Here is a 19,620-nt window from a genome sequence, read left to right as displayed (position 1 = left end):
GTTCAGGCGGCGCCGGCCCCCGCATGCCCGGCGAGGGTGTCCAGGAAGGCCGTGGTCAGCGGGTCGGGGTGCGGGCGCGTGTAGGCGGCCAGCATCCGGCGCACCGGCGGCTCGGGGCGCAGTACCCGGCCCGCGAAGCCGGGCGGCAGAACGCTCTCGGGGACCAGGGCCGGACCCAGACCGGTGGCGGCCAACAGCGGCGCTGCGGCCGTCTGTTCGGTCCGTACGGCGGCACGCGGCCGGAAGCCGGCCGCCGCACAGGCCTGGTCCACCACCTCGGCCAGGCCGTTGCCGGGCGCGTAGTGCACCCACGAGCGGTCCGCCAGGTCCCCGAGGTGCACCCGGTCCGGGGCCGGATCGTCTACGGGGACGGCGACCACGAACTCCTCCTCCCCCAACTCCCGTACGGGACCGTCCCATCCGCGCGGTGCCGGGCCGACGGCGAGGTCGGCGCTGCCCGCGGCCATGGCGGCGAGCAGCGCGTCGGTGTGCGGGAACTCCCTCAGCCGGATGCGCACCTGCGGATGCCGCTCGTGCCAGGTGCGCAGCACCGGGAGCAGGATCCCGAGGGTGATCGAGTAGACCGCGGCGACCTGGATCTCGCCACCCTCCAGGCCGACGGCGCGACGGGCGGCGGTACGGGCCCGTTCGGCGTCGGCGAGCGCGGCGCGGGCGTGCGGGAGCATCGCACGGCCCATCGGGGTCAGCCGGACCGCCCGCGGGAGCCGCTCCAGCAGCGGGCCGCCCGCCTCCCGCTCCAGCGCGCGGACCTGGTGGGACAGGGCGGGCTGGGAGACGTGCAGCAGCTCGGCGGCGCGTGTGAAGGAGCCGGTGTCGACGACGGTGACCAGGTACTCGAGCTGCCGCAGGGTAGTCATGAGCAAATGTTATGGCAGCAGTAGAAACCAAGTCTTGGACGTATGGGCTCCGGCCGACGGAGAGTCGTGTCGTACCCGGCGGCCATCCTCGGCACGCACCGGAACTCACAGGACACAGGACCTCCGATGCCCACTTCCGCTCTTTTCCAGGACTCCCTCGACGGCAAGCGGCTGGTCGTCGTCGGCGCCGGCTCGCACATCGGGCGCACGCTGGCCCGTACGGCATCGGCTGCCGGCGCCGAGCTGATCCTCGCGGGGCCCGACGCGGAGCGGCTGGCGGCGACCGCGAACGCGCTGCCCGCACCCGCCCGCCTCCAGCCGGCCGACCTCACCGACGAGGACTCGATCGCCGCCCTCGCCGAAGCGGTGGGCCCGGTCGACCACGTCGTCTCCACGGCCGCCGTCCCTGCCAACGGGCCCGTCTCCGGGCTCGTGCTCGCCGACGTCCAGCGGGCGTTCGCCGCCAAGGTGTTCGGCCCGCTGCTGCTCGCCAAGCACCTGGCGGGGCGGATGAACGAGGGCGGCTCCCTCACGTTCTTCTCCGGCGTCGCGGCCTGGCGGCCCGCCCCGGAGCGGGTGGTCATGGCCACCGCCAACGGCGCGCTGTCCTTCCTGGTGGAGGCGCTCGCCGTCGAGCTGGCGCCACTGCGGGTCAACGCAGTCTCCCCCGGCATCATCGACTCCGGGGCCTGGGACCGGCTCGGCGCGGACAAGGAGGCGTTCCTGCGCGGCGTCGCCGACCGCAACCCCGCCCGCAGGACGGGCACTCCCGACGACGTGGTGCGCTCGGTGCTGTACGCGATCGGCAACCCGTTCGTCACCGGGACCGTGCTGCACGTGGACGGCGGTGCGCGCCTTGTCTGACACCCGTTCCGGACGGCGGTGACGTCCGGGCGAAGCCGCCGGCACACCGGCGACGGCGCCACCGGCGAGGTCGCGTACGAGCAGGGCGACACCCGCCATCTCACCTTCGCCCGGGGCGAGTTCCTGCTGCACGGTCTGGGAAGCAGACAGCTCAGACCGGAAAGGCGGCCTGGAAGGCCAGCCGACGATCGGCACCGTCGGCGATCCGGCCGAGCAACTCGTCCAGATCGAGGAATACGGCCCACGGCTCGGTGTCCGCGGCCTCGGCGATCCGGCGGACCAGGAGGTTCTCCAGTTCGGGCACGCGCTTGCCCTTCCACACCTTGTCGGCGGTGCTCACCAGCAGCTCCTCGACGCTGATGCCGGGCGCCGCCCAGCCGGCATGGGTGGCGGCGAAGCGGGCCTGCTCCTCGGTGAACCCGTGTGCGAGGAGCATTTCCCGCCCGGCGGCCTCGTGTGCGGAACCCGGTCCGCTGAGCTCGGCGGTGTGGACTGCCTTGCCCACGTCGTGCGTGGCCGCGCCGAAGAGCACGGCCTCACGGGCGAAGGGCAGGCCGGGGCAGTATGCGGCCAGCCAGTCGGCGAGCCGGCCCGCCACGTCGTGCACGAGCCGCAGGTGCGCCGCCAGCCGGGGCGGCGCAGCCAGCTCACGCAGCAACGCGGCCACGCCGGGCGGCAACTGGCGCAGCGGAGGTTCCGCCTGCGCCTCGAGGGCCCGGGACAGCACATCGGAGTCGGCCATCGGGTCAGGCTACCCGGAGCTCCTCGGCCCGCACCGGGGTCACTCGTACTCCGTGCCGCCCTTGCGGGTGAGGTACGCCGGGCTGACCGCCTTTGCGATCGCGCGGCCGCCGACCACAGGGCTGTAGCGTTCCGCCGCCGGGCGGATCACGACGCCCTCGCGCAGGTGCTCGGCCCGGCCGGACACCGTCTCCCTGCCGGTGGCCAGCTCCAGGACCGCGTCGAGCTCGTACGGGCCCTCGAACAGCCTGGGTACGAGCGGCAGCTCGCCGCCCTGGAGCAGCTCGTGCGGGTCCAGCCAGCGCACCTGCCCGTCGATCTCCGCGGACACGTCGAAGACGGCGTATCCCGGCCCCGTGGCGGCCGTCCGCGCGTCGGTTCCGTACGCGAGGTCCTGGACGCCCGCGCCGTACACCTCGCCGAAGACGCCGATCCGGGTGGCTCCCAGCCGCGCGGCCAGCTTCGCCGCGATCTCCGGGACGCCGTGGCCGCGTACGGCCCGCCAGTAGAGGTTGCGGTCCTCCTCCTTGAGTGCCAGCCCCTTGGACCCGAAGCCCTTGGAGGAGACCAGCACCCGGCCACCCTCGACGACGTACGTCACCAGGCAGGCCGTGCCGTGCAGTTTCTCGGTGAGGACGACCGGCTCGCCGGGCTCGAAGAGGTGCGGGTAGCGCTGGAGGTTCTCGATGTCCACCCAGGGCAGCAGGTCCGGCGCGGCCTCCACCTCGCCGTTCATGGTCGTCGGCACGGGCGGCGCCCATTTGGTGATCCCGAGCAGCTCGGCGAAGTCCGTACCCTCCTCGGCCGCCTGCGCCAGGTCCACATCGGCCAGCGCACGCGGCCGGCACACCAGCCCCTGCGACAGCTCACCGCGCAGCCGGACCGCCTTGACCCGGTCGGCGGAGCCGCCGGCGAGGCGGCCGGTCAGGCCGAGCTCCTCGATCAGCTCGGCCGGCAGCACGGCCTGTTCGGGTATGTAGACGGCGAACTCGCCGCTGCGGTAGGCGCCCTTGGCGACGACGGCGCGGTAGAGGCCCACTTGGGCCAGCTCCAGCGCGTCGGCGTTCGGATGCTCGTGGACGGTCAGCTCTTCGGCGGTGACCCGCAAGGTCGACATGTGCGCAACTCCTCGGATGTGACGGCGTCGTGTGACGGCGTCGTGTTGCCATGCCGTCCACTCTGCGGCCCGGCATTTTTGCTGGTCCAGCCGATATCACGGTGTTAGCCTGACCCGCCCGCCGCCCCGGCGGCCCGTCCCGTCGCCCAGGAGGCCCCCGTGCCACGTCGTCCGGTCACCGTCGTCACCGGAGGCAGCAGGGGCATCGGCGCCGCGACGTGCGTGCGGCTCGCAGCCGACGGCCATGACGTGGTGCTCGGCTACCTCCGGGACGACGCAGCCGCCGAGGCCGTCGCGGAGCGCGTACGGGCGACCGGTGCGCGCTGTCTGACCGTACGGGGCGACACCTCCCGGGAGTGCGGGGTGGAGCGGCTCTTCGACATCGCCGGGGCCGAGTTCGGCGCGGTGACCGGGCTGGTGAACAACGCCGGGGTGACCGGCCCGCTCGGCCGGCTCGCCGACGCAGCGACCGAGGATCTGCGGCGCGTGGTCGAGGTCAACCTGCTCGGGTACCTGCTGTGCTGCCGCCGCGCCGCCCGGGACATGGCGGATGCGGGCGGCGGGGCCATCGTGAACGTGTCCTCGGCGGCCGCCACGCTCGGCAGCCCCGGCGACTACGTCCACTACGCGGCGACCAAGGCCGCCACGGATGCCCTGACGGTGGGGCTGTCGAAGGAGCTCGGCCCGGACCGCATCCGGGTCAACGCGGTGGCGCCCGGCATCATCGAGACCGGCATGCACGCCGCGATGGGCGACCCCGACCGGCCGGCTCGCGCAGCTGCCGGCATCCCGCTCGGGCGGGCCGGGCAGCCCGAAGAGGTTGCCGGGGCCATCGCATGGCTGCTGTCCCCGGACGCCTCGTACACGACGGGCGCCGTCCTCCGCGTCTCCGGCGGCCGCTGAGTTCGATCTTTGTCTTCGGCTGAGCAGGGCCGATGCCCCGGCCCCGGCGGGTCACCCCCCGAAGGCGGCCCGGGTGGCCGGGCCGTAGACGCCCGGTTGGTCGCCCTTGATGTCCCGGTCGCGCTGGAGCTGGGCGACCCCGCGCTTGGTCTGGCTGTCGTAGACGCCGGTGACGTCGACGTACGTGAACCCCTGGCCGCGGAGCCGCTCCTGCAGGGCGCTCACCTCGGGCCCTCGGTCGCCCATCCGCAGCGTCCCGGAAGCCCCCGTCGGCTGCTGCCCGGCCGAGGCGCTCGGCGGGGGCGTCGACTTCGGCGTCCGGCTCGCGGACGGGCCGGCCGACGCCGATGCGGCCGCCGAGGATGCGGAGGCCCGTACGGACCCCTCGGGCGAGGGCTCGTCGCCCGCGCCGGAGCTGCGCGCCGGGAGCATCGGTACGGACAACTCCGGCGGCGCCACGGCCCGCTCGGGCCGCGGATCGGGGCCGCTCAGCAGGTACACCAGCCCGCCGGCCGCACCGAGGGCGACCAGGGCGAGGACAGCCGGCAGGAGCGGGCCGCCACGGTCCCGCCGGCCGGCGCGGGCATCGGCAGCGCCAGTGGCCCCGGCGGGCCGCTCGGGGTCGTCCTCAAGCCGGCCGTCGGGGGCGCGGAAGGAGACCGGGACGGGTCCGGTGTGCGGCCAGGCGGGCGTCGTCGCCCGGTACGGCCGCTGGGAGGAGGCGACGTACGGGCCTACGAGCCGGCGGTCGTCCGGGACGCTTTCGCTCTCATCGGGATGGTGGGACACGATTGTCTCCCGGCAGGGGTGGGGACCGGCGCGGCGGTGCGGTGTCGGCCCCCACCCGGCCGGTCAGGCCCTGCGCCGCCGCGCGACCAGGACCATGCCCGTAAGGGGTGTCCCCGGCACGAGGACGCCTCCGGTCGTCATGGGGTCAAGCGAAGAGCGGACCGATATGAACATATGAGATATCTCCGAAGTGCAGCTCATGCGGTGGTTCTTGAGTGCTTGATCGGCGCACTCTTTCCCCCCGGGACGGCCCGGGTCAAGCCAGGTGTCCGAACTGCCCCATCCGTCCGGTCTACCCATCGGCGGCGGTAGCCCTCGGCATCCGGACCGTGACGGTGAGGCTGACCGTGACCGCGGCCACGAGCATCAGCGCGGCCCCGGTGAGCGGGGCCGCCGGGGCGCCGATCCCGTCGACCGCGAAGCCGCCCGCCAGGGCGCCCGCCGCGATGGCCAGGTTGAACATGGCCACCATCAGCGAGGTGGCGGCCTCGGCCGCGCCCGGCGCCGCCTTGATCATCCAGCTCTGCAGACTGACCGAGACACCCCCGTACGCGAGCCCCCAGGCGATCAGCAGCGCGGTCCCGGCGGCCGCTCCCGGCAGGGTGGCGATCAGCCCGAGGACCACGGTCAGCGCGGTGCTGATCACCAGGACCGCACGGTACGCATCGCGCGCCCCGGCCAGGAAGTTGCCCGCGACGCCGGCCACCCCGTAGCCCAGGAGCAGGGTGCTCACGTACGCGGCGTCGATGCCGGAGACGTCCTGCAGGACGGGCCGTACGAAGGTGTAGGCGGCGAACTGCCCGGTCACCACCAGGAAGGTGACGATCACCCCGGCCCGGACCCCGCGGTTCCCGCGCAGCAGGGCGGGCAGTTCACGGAAGGTGACGTCCCGGGTCGGCGGCAGCGGGGGCAGCAGCAGAAGCAGCGCGGCCAGCGCGAGGAGGCCGAGGACGCCGACCGCACCGAAGGCGGCCCGCCAGCCGCCGAGTTCGCCGAGCAGCGTGCCTGCGGGCACGCCGAGTACGGAGGCGGTGGGGACGCCGCCGAAGACGAGCGCGGTGGCCCGGCCGACGTGGCGCTCCGGTACGAGGCGTACCGCGAGCCCGCCCGCCAGCGCCCAGAAGCCGCCGACGCCGACCCCGACGAGCAGGCGCGCGGCGAGCAGCACGGCGAAGCCCGGGGCGACGGCGGCGGCGAGGTTGGCGGCCGCCATCAGGGCGATCAGTACGCACAGCACGAGCCGCCGGTCGAGCCGGCCCGCGCCGACGGTGACGAGCGGGGCGCAGAGTCCGGCGACGAGCCCGGGCACGGTCACCATCAGCCCGGCGGTGCCGTCGGACACCCCGAGGGCGTCCCCGACGGGGGTGAGCAGGCCGACGGGCAGTAGTTCGGAGGTGATCAGGCAGAAGATCGCGAGCGCGACGGCGAGGACGGCCGCCCAGCCCTTCCAGGGCGCGGGGAGGGCGGTGGGTGGGAGGGGGTCAGGAGTCGGTGCGGGTTCGCCGGGCGCGTCGGCTGCAGTCATGGATCGGTACTCCGTACGGTCCGTCGGGATGTGAGGGCAGGGCAGCGCGGTGCACCGGGGGTCGCGCCTCCCCGGCCATCGCACTGTCGTTCCCGTCCTCCGGCAGACTACGGAAATTCCCGGTCCGGGCAATCGTTTCTGCAGTCGTCGCCGGGCCGGGAGCGACGCCGGGCGCCCCTGGTGACGCCGGGCCGACTCCGCGATCGCCCCCGCGGCGGGCTCCGCGGGCCGGCTTCGGGCCTCGTCACCCGGACGCGTGAGCGCGGGGACCGGCCGGCCGTGCGGTACGGCATGGTGGTCGGATGCAGTTACGCCGGGCCCTGCCCCTGTCCCTCGCCGCGCTGCTCGCGAGCAGCGGCTGCGTCTCCGTCGGCTCGGGCGCGGATCCGGCCCCGGCGCCCGGCACCTCGGCGCCGCTGGACGCGCGGGATCCGGCCGATGCGCCGCCCCCGACGGCTGGTCCCGACCTGCCGCCGCCCATCCCGGAGTCCCGGCCCCTGCCGCTGGGGCGGCTCCCGCAGCCCGACGGGGAGCCGGATCCGGAACGTCCGCCGGCCGGGGCCGCCCGGCAGCCTGCCGCGCGCAGCGCGAAGCCGGCGGCTGCGCCGCGCCGGGCGCACCCGCCCCAGCCCGCGCCGCCGCGCGGCCCGCGGCATGCGGCCCCGCTTCCCCGGCCGGACGAGGTGTGCGCGGCGGCCGAGGGCACCGTACCGCCGTCCATCGTGGACCTGTGCATTCGGCAGTATGGCCGCTGACCAGCAGGTATCGCTCAGGACTTGACCCTCCCCCCGTGTCAGGGCCTGCACTGGAAGGCGTCATGTTCACCATCGGAGACTTCGCCAAACACGGCCGGGTATCGGTCCGCATGCTGCGCCACTACGACGCCATCGGACTGCTGCACCCCGCACGTGTCGACCCCGCCAGCGGCTACCGCTACTACGAGGCCGAACAGCTCGCCCGCCTCAACCGTGTCATCGCGCTCAAGGAGCTCGGCTTCAGCCTGGACCAGGTGGGGTCGATCCTCGACGAGCGGGTGGGCGCGGAGGAGTTGCGAGGCATGCTGCGGCTGCGCCGGGCGGAGCTGGAGTCGGCCATGGCCGCCGCGGCGGCCCGGCTGACCCAGGTCGAGGCGAGGCTCCGGACCATCGAGAGCGAGGGATCCATGTCCACCGTCGACATCGTCGTGAAGAGCCTCCCGCCCGTCCGGCTCGTGGAACTGACCGGGGTCGCGGGGAGCTACCAGCCGCAGGACATCGGGCCGGTCATCGGCCCGCTGTACGACGAGCTCTGCCGCCGGATCGAGGCTGCCGGGGTGGTTCCGACCGGCCCGGGGACCGCGTACTACGAGGACGCGCCGGGGGCCGAGGCCGGAGCCGTCCTCGTCCACGCCGGGCTGCCGGTGGGGGCCTCGGTCCGCGCCGAGGACCTCGGGGGCGCGGTCCGGGTGGTCGAACTGCCGGGGGTCGAGCGGGCAGCGACCGTGGTGCACCGCGGCTCGATGGACCGAGTCCTGCCCACCGCCCAGACGCTCGCGCGGTGGATCGACGCCAACGGCCACCGCTCGGCGGGGTACGCGCGTGAGCTGACCCTCGCCTGCCCGGAGGACCGGGACCAGTGGGTCACGGAACTCCAGGAGCCGCTCGCGCCTGCCTAAGGGCTGTCCCGCTATTCCCCCGCGGACGGTCAGGCGGCGCGGTCCCGGGGGACGGCGGCGGGGCGGCGGCGGGTACGGACCGAGGCGTAGCGGCGAGCCGTGTCCCGGCGGGCGGTGCGCAGTCGGCGCATCGTGGCGTGGCCGCGCCGGCGCCACTCGGCCCGGGGCAGGCCCGCCCGCTGGCCGCCGTTGGTGATGAGGGCGTTGACGGGGGTGTGCGGGTCGGCGGCCATGCCCTTGGCGACCAGGACGCCGACCACGAGCGGGACCAGGGCCACGGCCAGGGCCGAGCCGGCGGTGGTCACGTGCTGCATGCGGCGCGGGCGGGGCGCGGTGCGGGCGGCGGCGTCGAAGGTCATGCCCCTATTCGATCAGCGGCGGGGGCCCGGGGAATCGGGGCGGATACTCAGGTCGTTGGGTGTGAGGTACTCAGACCGAGGGAGGGCGGTGGGTGGTGACGTCACCCGGGCAGGGCTTCGAACCCGCGACCGGCGACGGACCGCAGCGGCCCGCCACGGCAGCGCGGGCGGCCGAGGTCCGCACGGCGTACGAGGGCCTGCTGCAGATCCGCCGCCTGGTGAACGGCCCGGCGGGGACGGCGGTTCCCGCCCCGTGGGAGCTGCGGCAGATGCCGCGCGCGGTGGCCCTCGTACTGGAGGCGGCGGGTATCACGCCGTCGGCGGTGGACGCGGAGGGCCGGCGTACGCGGACGGGGTACCGGGTGGCGCCCGGCCCGTCCGAGTCCGGGGACGTACGGGTCGAGGTGACCTGGGCCGGCCCGCCGGGCGGCGGCGCGGCCGAAGCCGAGCAGGAGCGCCTGACGGCCTGCGCGGCCGCGCTGGAGCCCCTGGGCTGGGGCTGCCTGCTCTACCGGGGCCCACGCCGCCGCCGCTTCCTCGAGGTGGAACCCCCGCGCTGACCGGCCCGGCGCGTACCGCGCCCGAGAAAAGCGGTGTCCCGAACGCCGCCACGGCGGGCACACTCGCCCGATGGGCATGCTCGACGCATTGGCGGACCGCATCGGCCGGGGCGAGACCGTGGAGTTCCGGCCTGCCGGCGACTCGATGGTGCCTCTGATCCGCAGCAGGCAGCGGGTCCGGGTCGCCCCGGTCGACCCGGCGCTCGTCGAGCCCGGCGACATCGTCCTGGCCCGGGTCGCCGGCACGGTGTACCTGCACCTGGTCTCGGCCGTGGACACTCCGCGCCGACGCGTGCAGATCAGCAACAACCGGGGCCGTGTCAACGGCTGGACCGGCCACGACCGCGTCTTCGGGATCTGCCTCGCCGTGGAGGGCGTGCCTCGCCCGCGTGCGGCGGCGAAGGTCCGGCGGCCCCGGGCCCGTACGGCCGGTGCCGGTCCGCTCGGCAGCGCCCGCCTGGACCTCCTCCCCCTGGGCGTCGAGCACGCCCCGGAGATGGCCGTCGTCCTGGGCGATCCCGTACTGCACGAATTCATCGGCGGCGCCCCGCTCACGGCCGACGCGCTGCGCGAGCGCTACGCCCGGCTGGCGGCCGGGTCCGCGGACCCCGCGGTCGTGTGGTGCAACTGGGTGCTGAGGCTGCGCGGGGACGGGCCGCTGGTGGGGACCGTACAGACCACCGTCACGCCCGCGCGGGACACGGCCGAGCTGGCCTGGGTGATCGGAACCCCCTGGCAGGGCCGGGGCTTCGCCACCGAGGCGGCCCGGACGGTCACGGCATGGCTGGCGGACCTCCCCACCGGGCTGCTGATCGCGCACGTCCACCCGGACCACCACGCCTCGGCGGCGGTCGCCGCGGCCTGCGGCTTCGCCCCGACCCCGCACCGCGAGGACGGCGAGATCCGCTGGGAGCACCGCCCGACGGAGCCGCCGGTCACCTACGCCTGGGGGGTGTCAGAGATTCGGTCGAGTCTGCTTCGGCGAAGTCCACAGTGAGCGTGGTGCGTGGCACGCTGATCACCGCGTCGTAGGCATCCAGGGCCGGCACGGGCAGGAAGCCGTTGTCCATGCGGATCAGGGCCGGCTCCGGCAGGCCATGTCGCCGGGCGTGCGTGCGCAGCGCGCGGGTGTCCACCAGCGCGGGCTCCTCGAGCACCCCTGCGAACAGCGACTCCACGCTGTCAGGTGTCGCTTCGGGGGCGTCGGCCGCAGATTGGCGCATCCCGGAAGGGTGCGCCGGATCGGGGACGTTCGCCACGGTCCGGCCGCCACCGCTGGTCAGCGCCACGGACACATAGTCCGTCCCGAGCTCTTGGGCGAGTGGGTATCCCATGGGCGTCCGGGCGAGCGGGCTGCCCTCGGGGTTGGCGGTGCGTTGGATGTGGGCGTTGTGCGCGGAGACGATGATGCGGGTACCGGGTGCGGATCGGTCGATCAGGTGCAGCAGGCTGTCTGCCAGGTAGCGGTCTCGGGTGGCGAGGTCGGCGGCGTCGGGTGCGCCGCCGAGCAGTTCGGACATCGCGCGCTGCATCTGGTCGGTGCGCCAGGCCGCCCAGACGTCCGAGAGGGCATTCTCGTACGCCTGGCGGCCGCCGTTCTCGACATAGACCTCACGCATGACGGTGACCCGATTGAGCAGCCGGCCGAGGATGGCCGAGAGTCGATCCTGGACTGCGGGATCGAGGCGCAGGCGGGCGTGGGCGGGGACCAGACCCGAGCCGCCCGCAAGCGGCTCCGACAGCTCCAGAGCGGTACGCGCATAGTGCACCGCGCCGGAGTCGACATCGGCCAGATAGCTGGCGACCGGCTCCAGTACGGGCGCCAGCGAGCCGCCGGCCGCCGGGACGTCGAGCCCGGCGAAGCGGACCGGATGCGGCGCGGTGGCATTGTGGGCGCGCAGCCACCGCAGGGTGTCGCGGCCCTCGGCGGACTGGCCCGGACAGCCGTCGCTGCGAGGCGTGATCAGCGCGTCGAGATCACCGTCATCGCCCCTGACCCAGGCGTCAACGGCCCGGCCGGAGGCAGCCCCGAACTCCGCCGCGTAGACGGTGAATCCGCACTCCTGGACCAAAAAGCGCAGCATCCGATCGCGCATCAGCCCGAACTCGCGTATCTGGTGGGAGTTCTCGCCCAGCGCGACCACTCGCGCGTCACCGATGAGTCGGCGCAGCGGCTCAGGTCGTCGAGCGGGGCGGCAAGGTCGGGAGTGGCAAGACGGACGGCGTTGTGCGTAGTCCACTCGGCGAGAGGGAGCGGGCGTGACAGGCTCGTGATCGCGACACCAACAATCAGTACTCCTGCTCGAGTGAGCTGATTCAGACGTTCCCTGACAGTTCCCGCTCGGGCTGAGGTTCAGCCGTACCGCTCGGCCAGCGCCGCGACCGTGTCCGTGAGGGCCTGCCGGAGCTCGGGCGGGCCGAGGACCTCGGCTTCGGTGCCGAGGCGGAGCAGGTCTCCGACCGCGACGGCCTCGGATTCGACGTCGAGGTCGACGCGGACCCAGCCGTCGGGGTCCGCGGGGTCGACCGGGCCGGCGCCGGCCAGCGCCCGTACGCCGGCGGCGCCGAACTGCATCGGCAGCAGCCGGCGGCCGCGCGGGGACAGCAGCAGCCGGGCGGTCCCCTGCCGGGTCGCCTCCTCCATCCGGCGGGCGGACTCCGCCCAGTACGCGGCGAGTTCGAAGCCGGCCGGACGCTCGAAGCCCTCCTCCGCGGTGTCCACGGCGAGGAACCGCGAGACCCGGTAGCTGCGCACGCGCTCGTCGGCAGCCTGCGCCACCAGGTACCAGATGCCGCCCTTGAGGACGAGGCCGAGGGGGTGCAGCGGCCGCCCGGCCCGCTCCTCGCCGTTCCAGCGGCGGTAGTGGGTGAGCAGTACGCGCTGGTCCCAGACCGCCTGGGCGATCTGCGCGAGGTGCGGGACGGGGTCGGCGTCGCGGAACCAGGCCGGGGCGTCCAGGTGGAAGCGGTCCTGGAGCCGCCGGGCCCGGTCGGCGAGCGCGGCGGGCAGTGCGGCCTGGAGCTTGAGCTGGGCGGCGGCCAGATCGGCGCCGAGGCCGAGCTCCTGCGCGGGGCCGGGCGCACCGGCGAGGAAGAGGGAGCCGGCCTGGGCGTCGGTGAGTCCGGTGAGCCGGGTGCGGTAGCCGTCCATGAGCCGGTAGCCGCCGTCGGGTCCGCGGTCGGCGTGGACCGGGACGCCGGAGGCGCCGAGGGCTTCGACGTCCCGGTAGACCGTACGGACCGACACCTCGAGCTCGGCGGCCAGTTCGGGTGCGGTCATCCGGCCGCGGTTCTGCAGCAGGAGGAGCAGGGAGAGGAGCCGGTCGGCGCGCATGGGGCCATTGTGTCCGAGGTACCTGACAGAGGATGTCAGGTATCCCGGACAGACTGTTCTCGTGCCGGAGGGACCGAACCTGCCCGGCCGTGAACCAGGAGGTCCGCCCATGTCCGCCCGTACCACCACCCGTACCACCGGCAGTTTCACCTTCGCCGACTGGGAGGAGCAGCCGATCGGTTCGCCCGACTCCACCCCGCGCCTCGCCCGTTCCACGGTCGTCAACTCCTTCGCGGGCGGGATCGAGGCCGGGGCGACCAACGCCGGCTACACGTTCACGTACACCGGGGAGGGCTCCGGCTCCTACGCCGGCATGGAGCTCCTGTCCGGCACCGTCGACGGCCGCAAGGGCACGTTCGTCATGGAGCAGCGCGGCACGTTCGACGCCGCCGGCACCCGGTGCACGTTCGAGGTGGTCCCGGGCTCCGCGACGGGCGAGCTGGCCGGGCTGGCGGGCTCCGGCTCGTTCACGTACCGCCACGGCGAGACGCCCGTCCCGTACGAGTTCACCTACACGGTGGCCTAGGCAGGGCGGACGTCGGCCGTACGACCGAGGGGGCGCGGACCACAACGGTCCGCGCCCCCTCGGTGCGGTCACTCCTACGGTGCGCCGAAGGTCAGCGTCAGCTGCGGCGTGCCTTCGTTCGCCGTCGCCTCGGAGGACCACAGCCACAGCGCGTCCGTACCGGGGCTGGTCAGGGCCAGGGCGTAGCTCGTGCCGAGTGCGCCCGCGAGGGCGGTCGCGGACAGGCCGGTGGTGTGGACCGCCGAGCCGTCCGGGAACCCGGCGAAGCTGCCGAGGGCCGGAGTGCCGGTGGCAGGGCGGTTGTTGTAGGTGGTGCCGGCCTCGGTCCAGCTGCCGGTGACCGGGACCACCGAGACGGTGTCCGCCGTACCGGCTCCGCTCATCGTGCTGGTCTTCACACTGAGGGCGGCCGACTTGAGCACGGTGCCCGCGGGTGCGGCGGGCAGGTTGAAGCGCAGGTAGCTCGTGTACAGCGAGGTGCCCCGTACGGCGAGCGAGGACGAGGTCCCGTAATTCGTGTCCGGGGCGCCCGCGTTGGCGTACGTGTCCTCGGCGGCCTGCACCTGGACGACCGAGTCGGCCGGGGCAGTGGCCAGGGCGTAGTGGTTCTGCACCTGGGCCCCGCTCAGGACGCTCGGGTAGACGGCGGTCTCGTCGAGCTGGCCCGCCCAGAACTCGCTGGTCGGCCGGTCGGGCCAGCCGCCGAGGCTGTCGCCGCCGGCGTGCCAGTAACCGGCGTAGTTCTCGTGCGTGGTGACGGCGAGGGTGCCCTTCTGGGCGCCGTCCACGTAGAGGACCATGCCGCCCGGTCCCTGGGTGGCGACGGCGTGGTGCCACTTGTTGTCGTTGTACGCGGCGCCTGTGGTGACGGTGCGGGTGGCGCCGGTGTAGACCCCGAAGACGATGCGCCCGTCGTTGGTCATGTAGAGGTGCTTGTCGTACTGGTTGCTGCCGCGCACCTGGTTGTTGCCGAAGCCGAGGAGTTTGCCGCCCCGTGTGGTGTTCGTCTTGAACCAGGTCTCGATGGTGTAGCTGCTGCCGATGTTCTGGCGGAGGTCCCCGTAGACCCGGGTGTCCGTGCCGTTGAAGCCGATCGCCGTGCTCGCGCCCGAGACCGCGCCGGGCGTCTGGCGCAGGGCGGGGGCGTTCAGGTGGACGCCGTTCTGGTTGCCGCTGCCCGAGGAGTCCGCGACGTTCGGCAGGGCCGACTCGTCGTAGCGCCAGAACAGCTGGGCGCCGTCCGTACGGACCTGGTTGGGGTACGCGTCGACCGAGGCCGGGACCGTCACGCTCGCGGTCGCCGACAGGGCGCTGGTGTTGCCGGCCGCGTCGGTGGCCGTCACCCGGTACGTGTACGACTGACCCGCGGTGACGGTGGTGTCGGTCCAGGAGGCCTGCGGACGCTTGAAGAACAGCGAGTCCGCCGTGACCGTGGCAATGGGCGTGGCCGCGCCATTGCGGTAGACGCGGTACGTCAGCGCGCTGTCGTCCAGGTCGAGACTGGTGCGCCAGCGCACCTGCACCTCACCGGGCTTGAAGCTCGCCGCGGTCGCGACGGGGACGGTGGGCGCACCCGTGTCCCCGGTGGACGCGAACCGGGTCAGGCTCTGCTGTGCGGACCCGTTGACGGTGGTGAACTCGCCGCCGACCCACAGGTACTGGACGCCGCCTTTGGAGCCGACCGCCATCACCCGCGGGCCGATGCCCTCACCGATGCCGTCGTTGGTGTCGGGGGCCCACCCCAGTTTGCCGACGCCGGTGGTCGGCTGCGCGAGCAGGTGGTGGCGCTGGCCGTCCGGGTACTCGCCCACGCTGGAGCAGTCGTGCGCATGCGAGGCGCTGTACAGCACGTTCTGGTACGGGAGCACGGCCTGCGTGGCGCCGAGGCAGGTGTCGCGCCAGCGCTGGTTGAAGTCGGTCAGGTTGAGCGCGATCCGGCCGTCGAAGACACCTCCGCCGGTGCCTTCGTTGGCGGTGTAGAAGCCGGTCGCGTCCGTCGCGATGTCCTTGACGACGGAGTTGGTCTCGATGAAGCCGGGGTACGTCTTGGTGAGCGCGCCGCTGGTGGCGTCGACGACGGCCAGCGCGTGCGTGTTCGTGCCGTTGAGGGTGAAGAAGTCGCCGCCGAGGACGACGTTGTTGCCGTCGGGCGTGACCTCGACGGCGCGGCCCGGCTCGTCGGCGTCGGCCGTGAAGGGCCGGAGCGCGCCGTCGGCCGCATCGACGGCGGCGAAGCGCTCGCGCTGCTGGCCGGCGACGGTGAGGAAGTCGCCGCCCGCGTAGACGGTGTCGTTCGTGACGGCCAGGGCGCGGACGGTGGCCGCGAAGGCCGGCCGGAAGGAGGCCTTGACGGTACAGGTCGCCACGTCGATGGCGGCGAGACTGGAGACCGGGGTGCCGTTGACGGCCCCGAAGTAGCCCCCCGCGTACAGGGTCTTCTTGTCCGGCGAGAGGGTGAGGGCGCGGACGGTGGCGGTGCCGCCGCCGACCGTGAAGGAAAGGTTGCAGGAGGTCGGGGCGCCGGTCGCGGCGTCGAGTGCGGCGAAGTTCACCGCCGGCTGCTCGCTGCCGCCGGCGCCGTCGGGAGGACGTACGGCGGAGAACGTGCCGCCGACGAACACCGTGCCGCCCGCCTCGGCGAGGGCCCAGACGACGCCGTTGGGCTGCCAGGTGGACAGCGCGTCGGCGGTGAAGGCAACGGGCGGGGTGATGGCCGCCGCCTGCGGGACGAGGCCGAGGCCCATCCCTGCGCCGGTGCCGGCCAGGGACAGGGCGAGAGCGACCGCCAGCCCTCTGGATCTACGCATGAGCCCCCCAGTTCGGTTCACTGTGCGGTGGTGGCCGAAAACAGCCGTACAGCCGTTCGCAACCGTGCGTACGGGCGCACCCTAGGCCCCTTTGGGCACGCGTTCAGCACACTTGACGCATCGGATGCCGAATTGCCGGATCCAGGCTCTTCCGGCTTGCCTATCCTTCCCTCATGATCACTTCCACTGAGCCGTTCGAACTCGTCATATTCGACTGCGACGGGGTCCTCGTCGACACCGAGCGGATCGCGACCCGCGTGAACGTCGCCCTCGGCGCGGAATTCGGCTGGCCCCTCACCGAGGACGAGGCGATCAGCCTGTTCATCGGCCGCTCCAGCGCCTCGAACCGGGAGCTGGTCGCCGACCGCCTCGGCGCGCAGGCCGCCCGGGAGTGGGAGGAGCGCTTCGCGCAGATGCACACGGAAGCGGTGGACGCCGGGCTCACCCCGGTCGACGGCCTGCCCGAGGCGCTCGCCGCGATCACGCTGCCGACCTGCGTCGCCTCCAGCGGCAGCCACGAGAAGATGCAGCACACCCTCGGCCGCACCGGCCTCTACGAGCGCTTCGCGGGCCGCATCCACAGCGCCACCGAGGTCGCCCGCGGCAAGCCCGCCCCCGACGTCTTCCTGTACGCCGCGCAGCGCATGGGCGTCGACCCCTCGGCCTGCGCGGTGGTCGAGGACAGCCGCCCGGGCATCGAGGCCGCCCGCGCGGCGGGCATGCGCTCCTTCGGCTACGCGGGCGGCCTGACGCCGGCGTCCCACCTCGCCGGCCCGGGCACGGTCGTGTTCACCGACATGCGCGACCTCCCGGGCCTGCTCGCCGGCGCCGCCGCCGACGGCGGTCGCTGACGGCGGTCGCTGACGGCGGTCGCTGACGGCGCCGACGTCGTGGGTGAACCGATCAGGCGGACGGCAGCGGGCGGCACAGGAGCGCCGCCGGGCCCGGTCGGGAGGCCGCGCGGGTGGTGAAGGCGATGCCCGCCGCGTACTCGGTGGGCAGGCACTGGCCCTTGTAGTCGCCGTACGCGTACTCGCCCCCGGGGCCGCCCGGCGGGCGGTTGTCGCCGCGGTCGAACCAGAGCGTGCGCCCGCCCGTGGGGAGGGCCGTCCGGGACGGCGCGCACAGGGCCGCCGAGACCCGCTCGCCCCGCAGGCTGTACCCGATCAGGAACTGGCCGGACGGGCACTGGAACTTCGTGTACCCGGTCGCCCAGTCGCCGCCCGCCGGGACGTACGCCTCGTCGCGGACCACGGTGTGCCCGCCCGTCGGGGCCCTCAGGTCGGAGGTGGTGCACAGGCCGCGGCCCCCCGTGTGCCCGAGTCCGGCCAGGCGGGCGCCGTCGGGGCAGACCGCCTTGCGGGCCCCGCTGTCCCAGTCGCCGGTGGCCCGCGTGCGCAGCGAGGCGTTGTGGTCGCGGTGGTCGGTGGTCAGCTGGTACCAGGCGGGGGTGGCGGGCACCTGCCCGGTGCGCCCGGCGGTGGCGGCGAGGGCGGTCCACGGCTGCGTACGCCAGTCGGCCGCATCCAGGACGCCGGACCGGCGGCCGGAGGAGTCGTAGCGGAGCATCGCCCAGGTGTCGCCGCCGGGGGCGCCCTGGGCGGTGGTGCTCCAGCCGACGAGCGGCCAGTACGCGAAGTCGGCGTCGGCGGCGGTCAGATAGCCGGTGAGGTTCTGGAACCAGGCGCGCGGGAGGGCGCCCGTCTCGTCGGCGCCGATGCCGAACTCGCTGATCCAGACGGGGGCGGTGAAATGGGCGCCGGTCTCGGCGGATACGTAGAGGGCCTGGTCGTGGAGGGTGTCTGTTCGAGCTGGGCCCGGCTCATGTCCTGGTAGCGGAGGTCGCTGGTCTCGCCCATGCCGGTCGCGCCGCTGTGCCGGGGGCCGGTGTACCCGTAGAAGTGGGCCGAGTACACGAGCTTGTTGGACACCACGAGCGTGTGGGACAGGGTGCGTACGGGTGTGAGGGTGGGGCGGCCGTGCGGGAAGCCGTCCACGGGGATGCCGGTCCAGTTGATGCCTTCGACCACGATGAGCAGGTTCGGGTTGGCCTCGGCGAGGATCCGGTCGCCGGCCTCCTGGGCGGCCGCCTGCCAGTCGTGGCCGTCGCCGAGGCCCCAGTTGGGGTCGTCGAGGAAGTCGCGGCGGACCTCGTTGTAGAGGTCGGCGCCGACCACGCGCGGGTTGTCGCGGTAGCGGCGGGCCAGGAACACCCAGTCGTCGGCCCACTGGGCGGTGGACCGGCCGCTGTTCCAGCGTTCGTTGCCGTCGAGTGCGCAGCACCAGCGGGTGGTGACGGTGTGGTTGTTGAGGATGACGGCGAACCCGGCGTCGGTGAGCGCCGTGACGACGGCGTCGTAGACCTGGAGCGGGGTACGGCCGCGCAGCGCCGGGTTGGCGGCGACGGCTGTGTCCGGGACGGGGGCGGTGGTGCGGAGCATCTCGTTGGAGAAGGGCAGCCGGATGCTGTTGAGGCCGAGGGCCCGGAAGTCGGCCAGCAGGGTGGGCAGCGGCACCCGGTCGAGTCCGAGCGGGATGCCGTGGGAGTCCTGGCCGCTGTGGTGGGTGGCGGGGTCGTTCCGGTCGCCGGAGCCGCCCCAGGAGCCCTGGGCTCCGTCCCAGTTGCCGGAGCGGAGGCGGAACCGGTTGCCGTTCGCGTCGACGATGTAGCGGCCGCGGGTGGACAGCGGCGGGGCCCACGCCTCCCCCGCGGGCGCGGCCGGCGCGGCCACGGCGGGCACCGGAGCGGCCACCGCCGGCAGGACTCCCACCAGCAGCAGGAGGGCGGCGAACAGCGCGCGGACGAGGCTCTTCATGTCGCTCCTGGGGGGTCGGGCCGTCCGGGCCGGTCGGGCAACGGACGGATGCCGCGGCCAAGTTACCGGCCGGTCGCCGACCAGGGAACCCAAAGGAGCGCCGACTTTCCGGCCGCCGCCCCGCCGACGCCCATGCCGGTCGCAAGGCCGGGACGGGCGGTGGTGCGGGCCGGCCCCTTACGTGCGGTCACCCTGGCGAAACCGCCCCGCGCGGGGCCCTCAGCGCCTACCGTGCCCCTGAGGGGGACGGGAACGCACGGGAGGGTGGGGCAGATGGACGAAGAAGAGGACCTGCGGCTGGCGAGGATGACGCCGGAGATCTCCCGCCGCACCCTCACCATGCTGCGCGGTCTCGCCGGGCTCGAGCCACCCGAGCAGGTTCCCGAGGACGCGATGATCGTCGCCGACGCGATCCTGGCCGAGCACGGCACCGACGGGCTGCGCGTCCTGGTCATGACCCTGGCGGCCTGGGCCACGGCGCAGATCGAGAACGTCGCCGAGCTGAGCCGGCGCAGCCACGAGGCGGTCCTCGACGCGATGGAGCTGGCCTGCCTGGAGGCGAACGCCGAGGAATGACCCTGCGCCGGGACCCTGCTCAGGAACCCCGCGCAGGGGCTCTGCGGAAGGACCGCCCGGACGGACCACCCGGAGCGACCGCCCGGACGGAGCGCGCGCCGTGACCCCGGGGAGACTTCGGGGAGTCGTCGGCGATGCCCGCGTCCGGCGTGTGCAGGGCCGCCTGTGGGG

At 74.0% G+C, this 19,620-nt stretch carries 18 protein-coding genes and 1 pseudogene; 9 read left to right on the top strand and 10 right to left on the bottom strand.

Features of this window, described 5'->3' with window-relative positions; genetic code table 11:
* Positions 1-2: 2 nt before the first annotated feature.
* Positions 3-878 carry a LysR family transcriptional regulator gene (locus OHT74_RS34120; protein WP_266669982.1) on the bottom strand — a complete coding sequence of 292 codons (876 nt, stop codon included), beginning with the start codon at positions 876-878 and terminating at the stop codon, positions 3-5.
* A gap of 126 nt (positions 879-1,004) precedes the next feature.
* Here OHT74_RS34120 and OHT74_RS34115 point away from each other — a divergent pair, with 126 nt between their 5' ends.
* On the top strand, positions 1,005-1,742 hold the full coding sequence (locus OHT74_RS34115; RefSeq protein ID WP_328622324.1) for an SDR family oxidoreductase: 738 nt from the start codon (positions 1,005-1,007) through the stop codon (positions 1,740-1,742).
* Positions 1,743-1,893: 151 nt separating this feature from the next.
* Here the strand turns inward: OHT74_RS34115 and OHT74_RS34110 are convergent, their stop codons facing one another.
* Positions 1,894-2,484 carry an HD domain-containing protein gene (locus OHT74_RS34110; protein ID WP_328622323.1) on the bottom strand — a complete coding sequence of 197 codons (591 nt, stop codon included), beginning with the start codon at positions 2,482-2,484 and terminating at the stop codon, positions 1,894-1,896.
* Between the two features lie 39 nt (positions 2,485-2,523).
* Positions 2,524-3,600, bottom strand: a complete 1,077-nt coding sequence (locus OHT74_RS34105; protein WP_328622322.1) for an RNA ligase (ATP) — start codon at positions 3,598-3,600, stop codon at positions 2,524-2,526.
* Between the two features lie 159 nt (positions 3,601-3,759).
* On the opposite strand from OHT74_RS34105, the gene OHT74_RS34100 reads away from it, so the two are divergent.
* On the top strand, positions 3,760-4,503 hold the full coding sequence (locus tag OHT74_RS34100; protein WP_266669974.1) for an SDR family NAD(P)-dependent oxidoreductase: 744 nt from the start codon (positions 3,760-3,762) through the stop codon (positions 4,501-4,503).
* Positions 4,504-4,554: 51 nt separating this feature from the next.
* Here OHT74_RS34100 and OHT74_RS34095 read toward each other — a convergent pair whose 3' ends face one another.
* Both OHT74_RS34095 and OHT74_RS34090 read right to left on the bottom strand, forming a co-directional pair.
* The gene (locus tag OHT74_RS34095; protein ID WP_328622321.1) at positions 4,555-5,292 is read right to left on the bottom strand and encodes a peptidoglycan-binding domain-containing protein; all 738 of its coding nucleotides are present in this window, start codon (positions 5,290-5,292) and stop codon (positions 4,555-4,557) included.
* A 292-nt stretch (positions 5,293-5,584) separates the two neighbouring features.
* Entirely contained in the window at positions 5,585-6,817 is a 1,233-nt protein-coding gene (locus tag OHT74_RS34090) for an MFS transporter (RefSeq protein WP_328622320.1), read from the bottom strand.
* 302 nt (positions 6,818-7,119) lie between these two features.
* On the opposite strand from OHT74_RS34090, the gene OHT74_RS34085 reads away from it, so the two are divergent.
* Positions 7,120-7,572, top strand: coding sequence for a hypothetical protein (locus tag OHT74_RS34085; RefSeq protein ID WP_266669968.1), 453 nt, complete (start codon positions 7,120-7,122; stop codon positions 7,570-7,572).
* A 62-nt stretch (positions 7,573-7,634) separates the two neighbouring features.
* Positions 7,635-8,471, top strand: coding sequence for a MerR family transcriptional regulator (locus OHT74_RS34080; protein ID WP_266669966.1), 837 nt, complete (start codon positions 7,635-7,637; stop codon positions 8,469-8,471).
* Between the two features lie 29 nt (positions 8,472-8,500).
* Here the strand turns inward: OHT74_RS34080 and OHT74_RS34075 are convergent, their stop codons facing one another.
* Positions 8,501-8,830, bottom strand: coding sequence for a hypothetical protein (locus tag OHT74_RS34075; protein ID WP_266669964.1), 330 nt, complete (start codon positions 8,828-8,830; stop codon positions 8,501-8,503).
* A 95-nt stretch (positions 8,831-8,925) separates the two neighbouring features.
* Here OHT74_RS34075 and OHT74_RS34070 point away from each other — a divergent pair, with 95 nt between their 5' ends.
* Together OHT74_RS34070 and OHT74_RS42210 are read left to right on the top strand one after the other, a co-directional pair.
* Entirely contained in the window at positions 8,926-9,390 is a 465-nt protein-coding gene (locus OHT74_RS34070) for a hypothetical protein (RefSeq protein ID WP_328623447.1), read from the top strand.
* A gap of 70 nt (positions 9,391-9,460) precedes the next feature.
* Entirely contained in the window at positions 9,461-10,387 is a 927-nt protein-coding gene (locus tag OHT74_RS42210) for a GNAT family N-acetyltransferase (protein ID WP_443047615.1), read from the top strand.
* On the opposite strand, the gene OHT74_RS34060 is transcribed toward OHT74_RS42210, so the two are convergent.
* Together OHT74_RS34060 and OHT74_RS34055 are read right to left on the bottom strand one after the other, a co-directional pair.
* Positions 10,326-11,534, bottom strand: a complete 1,209-nt coding sequence (locus OHT74_RS34060; RefSeq protein WP_328622319.1) for an erythromycin esterase family protein — start codon at positions 11,532-11,534, stop codon at positions 10,326-10,328. The two genes, OHT74_RS42210 and OHT74_RS34060, sit on opposite strands and share 62 nt — an antisense overlap.
* Positions 11,535-11,743: 209 nt before the next feature.
* Positions 11,744-12,724, bottom strand: a complete 981-nt coding sequence (locus OHT74_RS34055) for a helix-turn-helix transcriptional regulator (protein ID WP_328622318.1) — start codon at positions 12,722-12,724, stop codon at positions 11,744-11,746.
* A gap of 109 nt (positions 12,725-12,833) precedes the next feature.
* Between OHT74_RS34055 and OHT74_RS34050 the strand changes: the two genes are divergently transcribed.
* Positions 12,834-13,250: a DUF3224 domain-containing protein gene (locus tag OHT74_RS34050; RefSeq protein ID WP_328622317.1), complete on the top strand. Its 417-nt coding sequence runs from the start codon at positions 12,834-12,836 to the stop codon at positions 13,248-13,250.
* A gap of 74 nt (positions 13,251-13,324) precedes the next feature.
* On the opposite strand, the gene OHT74_RS34045 is transcribed toward OHT74_RS34050, so the two are convergent.
* Positions 13,325-16,057 carry a DNRLRE domain-containing protein gene (locus tag OHT74_RS34045; protein ID WP_328622316.1) on the bottom strand — a complete coding sequence of 911 codons (2,733 nt, stop codon included), beginning with the start codon at positions 16,055-16,057 and terminating at the stop codon, positions 13,325-13,327.
* Between the two features lie 173 nt (positions 16,058-16,230).
* Between OHT74_RS34045 and OHT74_RS34040 the strand changes: the two genes are divergently transcribed.
* Positions 16,231-16,908, top strand: coding sequence for an HAD family hydrolase (locus OHT74_RS34040; RefSeq protein WP_267001408.1), 678 nt, complete (start codon positions 16,231-16,233; stop codon positions 16,906-16,908).
* A 52-nt stretch (positions 16,909-16,960) separates the two neighbouring features.
* On the opposite strand, the pseudogene OHT74_RS34035 reads toward OHT74_RS34040, so the two are convergent.
* Positions 16,961-18,873: pseudogene (locus tag OHT74_RS34035) on the bottom strand (glycoside hydrolase family 5 protein).
* A gap of 273 nt (positions 18,874-19,146) precedes the next feature.
* On the opposite strand from OHT74_RS34035, the gene OHT74_RS34030 reads away from it, so the two are divergent.
* Positions 19,147-19,449: a hypothetical protein gene (locus OHT74_RS34030; RefSeq protein WP_030864982.1), complete on the top strand. Its 303-nt coding sequence runs from the start codon at positions 19,147-19,149 to the stop codon at positions 19,447-19,449.
* Positions 19,450-19,620: the final 171 nt, after the last annotated feature.

Source organism: Streptomyces sp. NBC_00354 (assembly GCF_036106915.1).
GTDB lineage: Bacteria > Actinomycetota > Actinomycetes > Streptomycetales > Streptomycetaceae > Streptomyces.
Note: the sequence above shows the minus strand (reverse complement) of the source record. Positions and strands in the feature narration are given on the sequence as shown.

What these genes read in the sequence shown, in the direction of transcription:
- OHT74_RS34085 (WP_266669968.1), top strand. Translation starts at nt 7,120, where the DNA reads ATGCAGTTACGCCGGGCCCTGCCCCTGTCCCTCGCCGCGCTGCTCGCG.
- OHT74_RS34080 (WP_266669966.1), top strand. Translation starts at nt 7,635, where the DNA reads ATGTTCACCATCGGAGACTTCGCCAAACACGGCCGGGTATCGGTCCGC.
- OHT74_RS34105 (WP_328622322.1), bottom strand. Translation starts at nt 3,600, where the DNA reads ATGTCGACCTTGCGGGTCACCGCCGAAGAGCTGACCGTCCACGAGCAT.
- OHT74_RS34040 (WP_267001408.1), top strand. Translation starts at nt 16,231, where the DNA reads ATGATCACTTCCACTGAGCCGTTCGAACTCGTCATATTCGACTGCGAC.
- OHT74_RS34115 (WP_328622324.1), top strand. Translation starts at nt 1,005, where the DNA reads ATGCCCACTTCCGCTCTTTTCCAGGACTCCCTCGACGGCAAGCGGCTG.
- OHT74_RS34030 (WP_030864982.1), top strand. Translation starts at nt 19,147, where the DNA reads ATGGACGAAGAAGAGGACCTGCGGCTGGCGAGGATGACGCCGGAGATC.
- OHT74_RS34120 (WP_266669982.1), bottom strand. Translation starts at nt 878, where the DNA reads ATGACTACCCTGCGGCAGCTCGAGTACCTGGTCACCGTCGTCGACACC.
- OHT74_RS34055 (WP_328622318.1), bottom strand. Translation starts at nt 12,724, where the DNA reads ATGCGCGCCGACCGGCTCCTCTCCCTGCTCCTCCTGCTGCAGAACCGC.
- OHT74_RS34090 (WP_328622320.1), bottom strand. Translation starts at nt 6,817, where the DNA reads ATGACTGCAGCCGACGCGCCCGGCGAACCCGCACCGACTCCTGACCCC.
- OHT74_RS34075 (WP_266669964.1), bottom strand. Translation starts at nt 8,830, where the DNA reads ATGACCTTCGACGCCGCCGCCCGCACCGCGCCCCGCCCGCGCCGCATG.
- OHT74_RS34045 (WP_328622316.1), bottom strand. Translation starts at nt 16,057, where the DNA reads ATGCGTAGATCCAGAGGGCTGGCGGTCGCTCTCGCCCTGTCCCTGGCC.
- OHT74_RS42210 (WP_443047615.1), top strand. Translation starts at nt 9,461, where the DNA reads ATGGGCATGCTCGACGCATTGGCGGACCGCATCGGCCGGGGCGAGACC.
- OHT74_RS34050 (WP_328622317.1), top strand. Translation starts at nt 12,834, where the DNA reads ATGTCCGCCCGTACCACCACCCGTACCACCGGCAGTTTCACCTTCGCC.
- OHT74_RS34110 (WP_328622323.1), bottom strand. Translation starts at nt 2,484, where the DNA reads ATGGCCGACTCCGATGTGCTGTCCCGGGCCCTCGAGGCGCAGGCGGAA.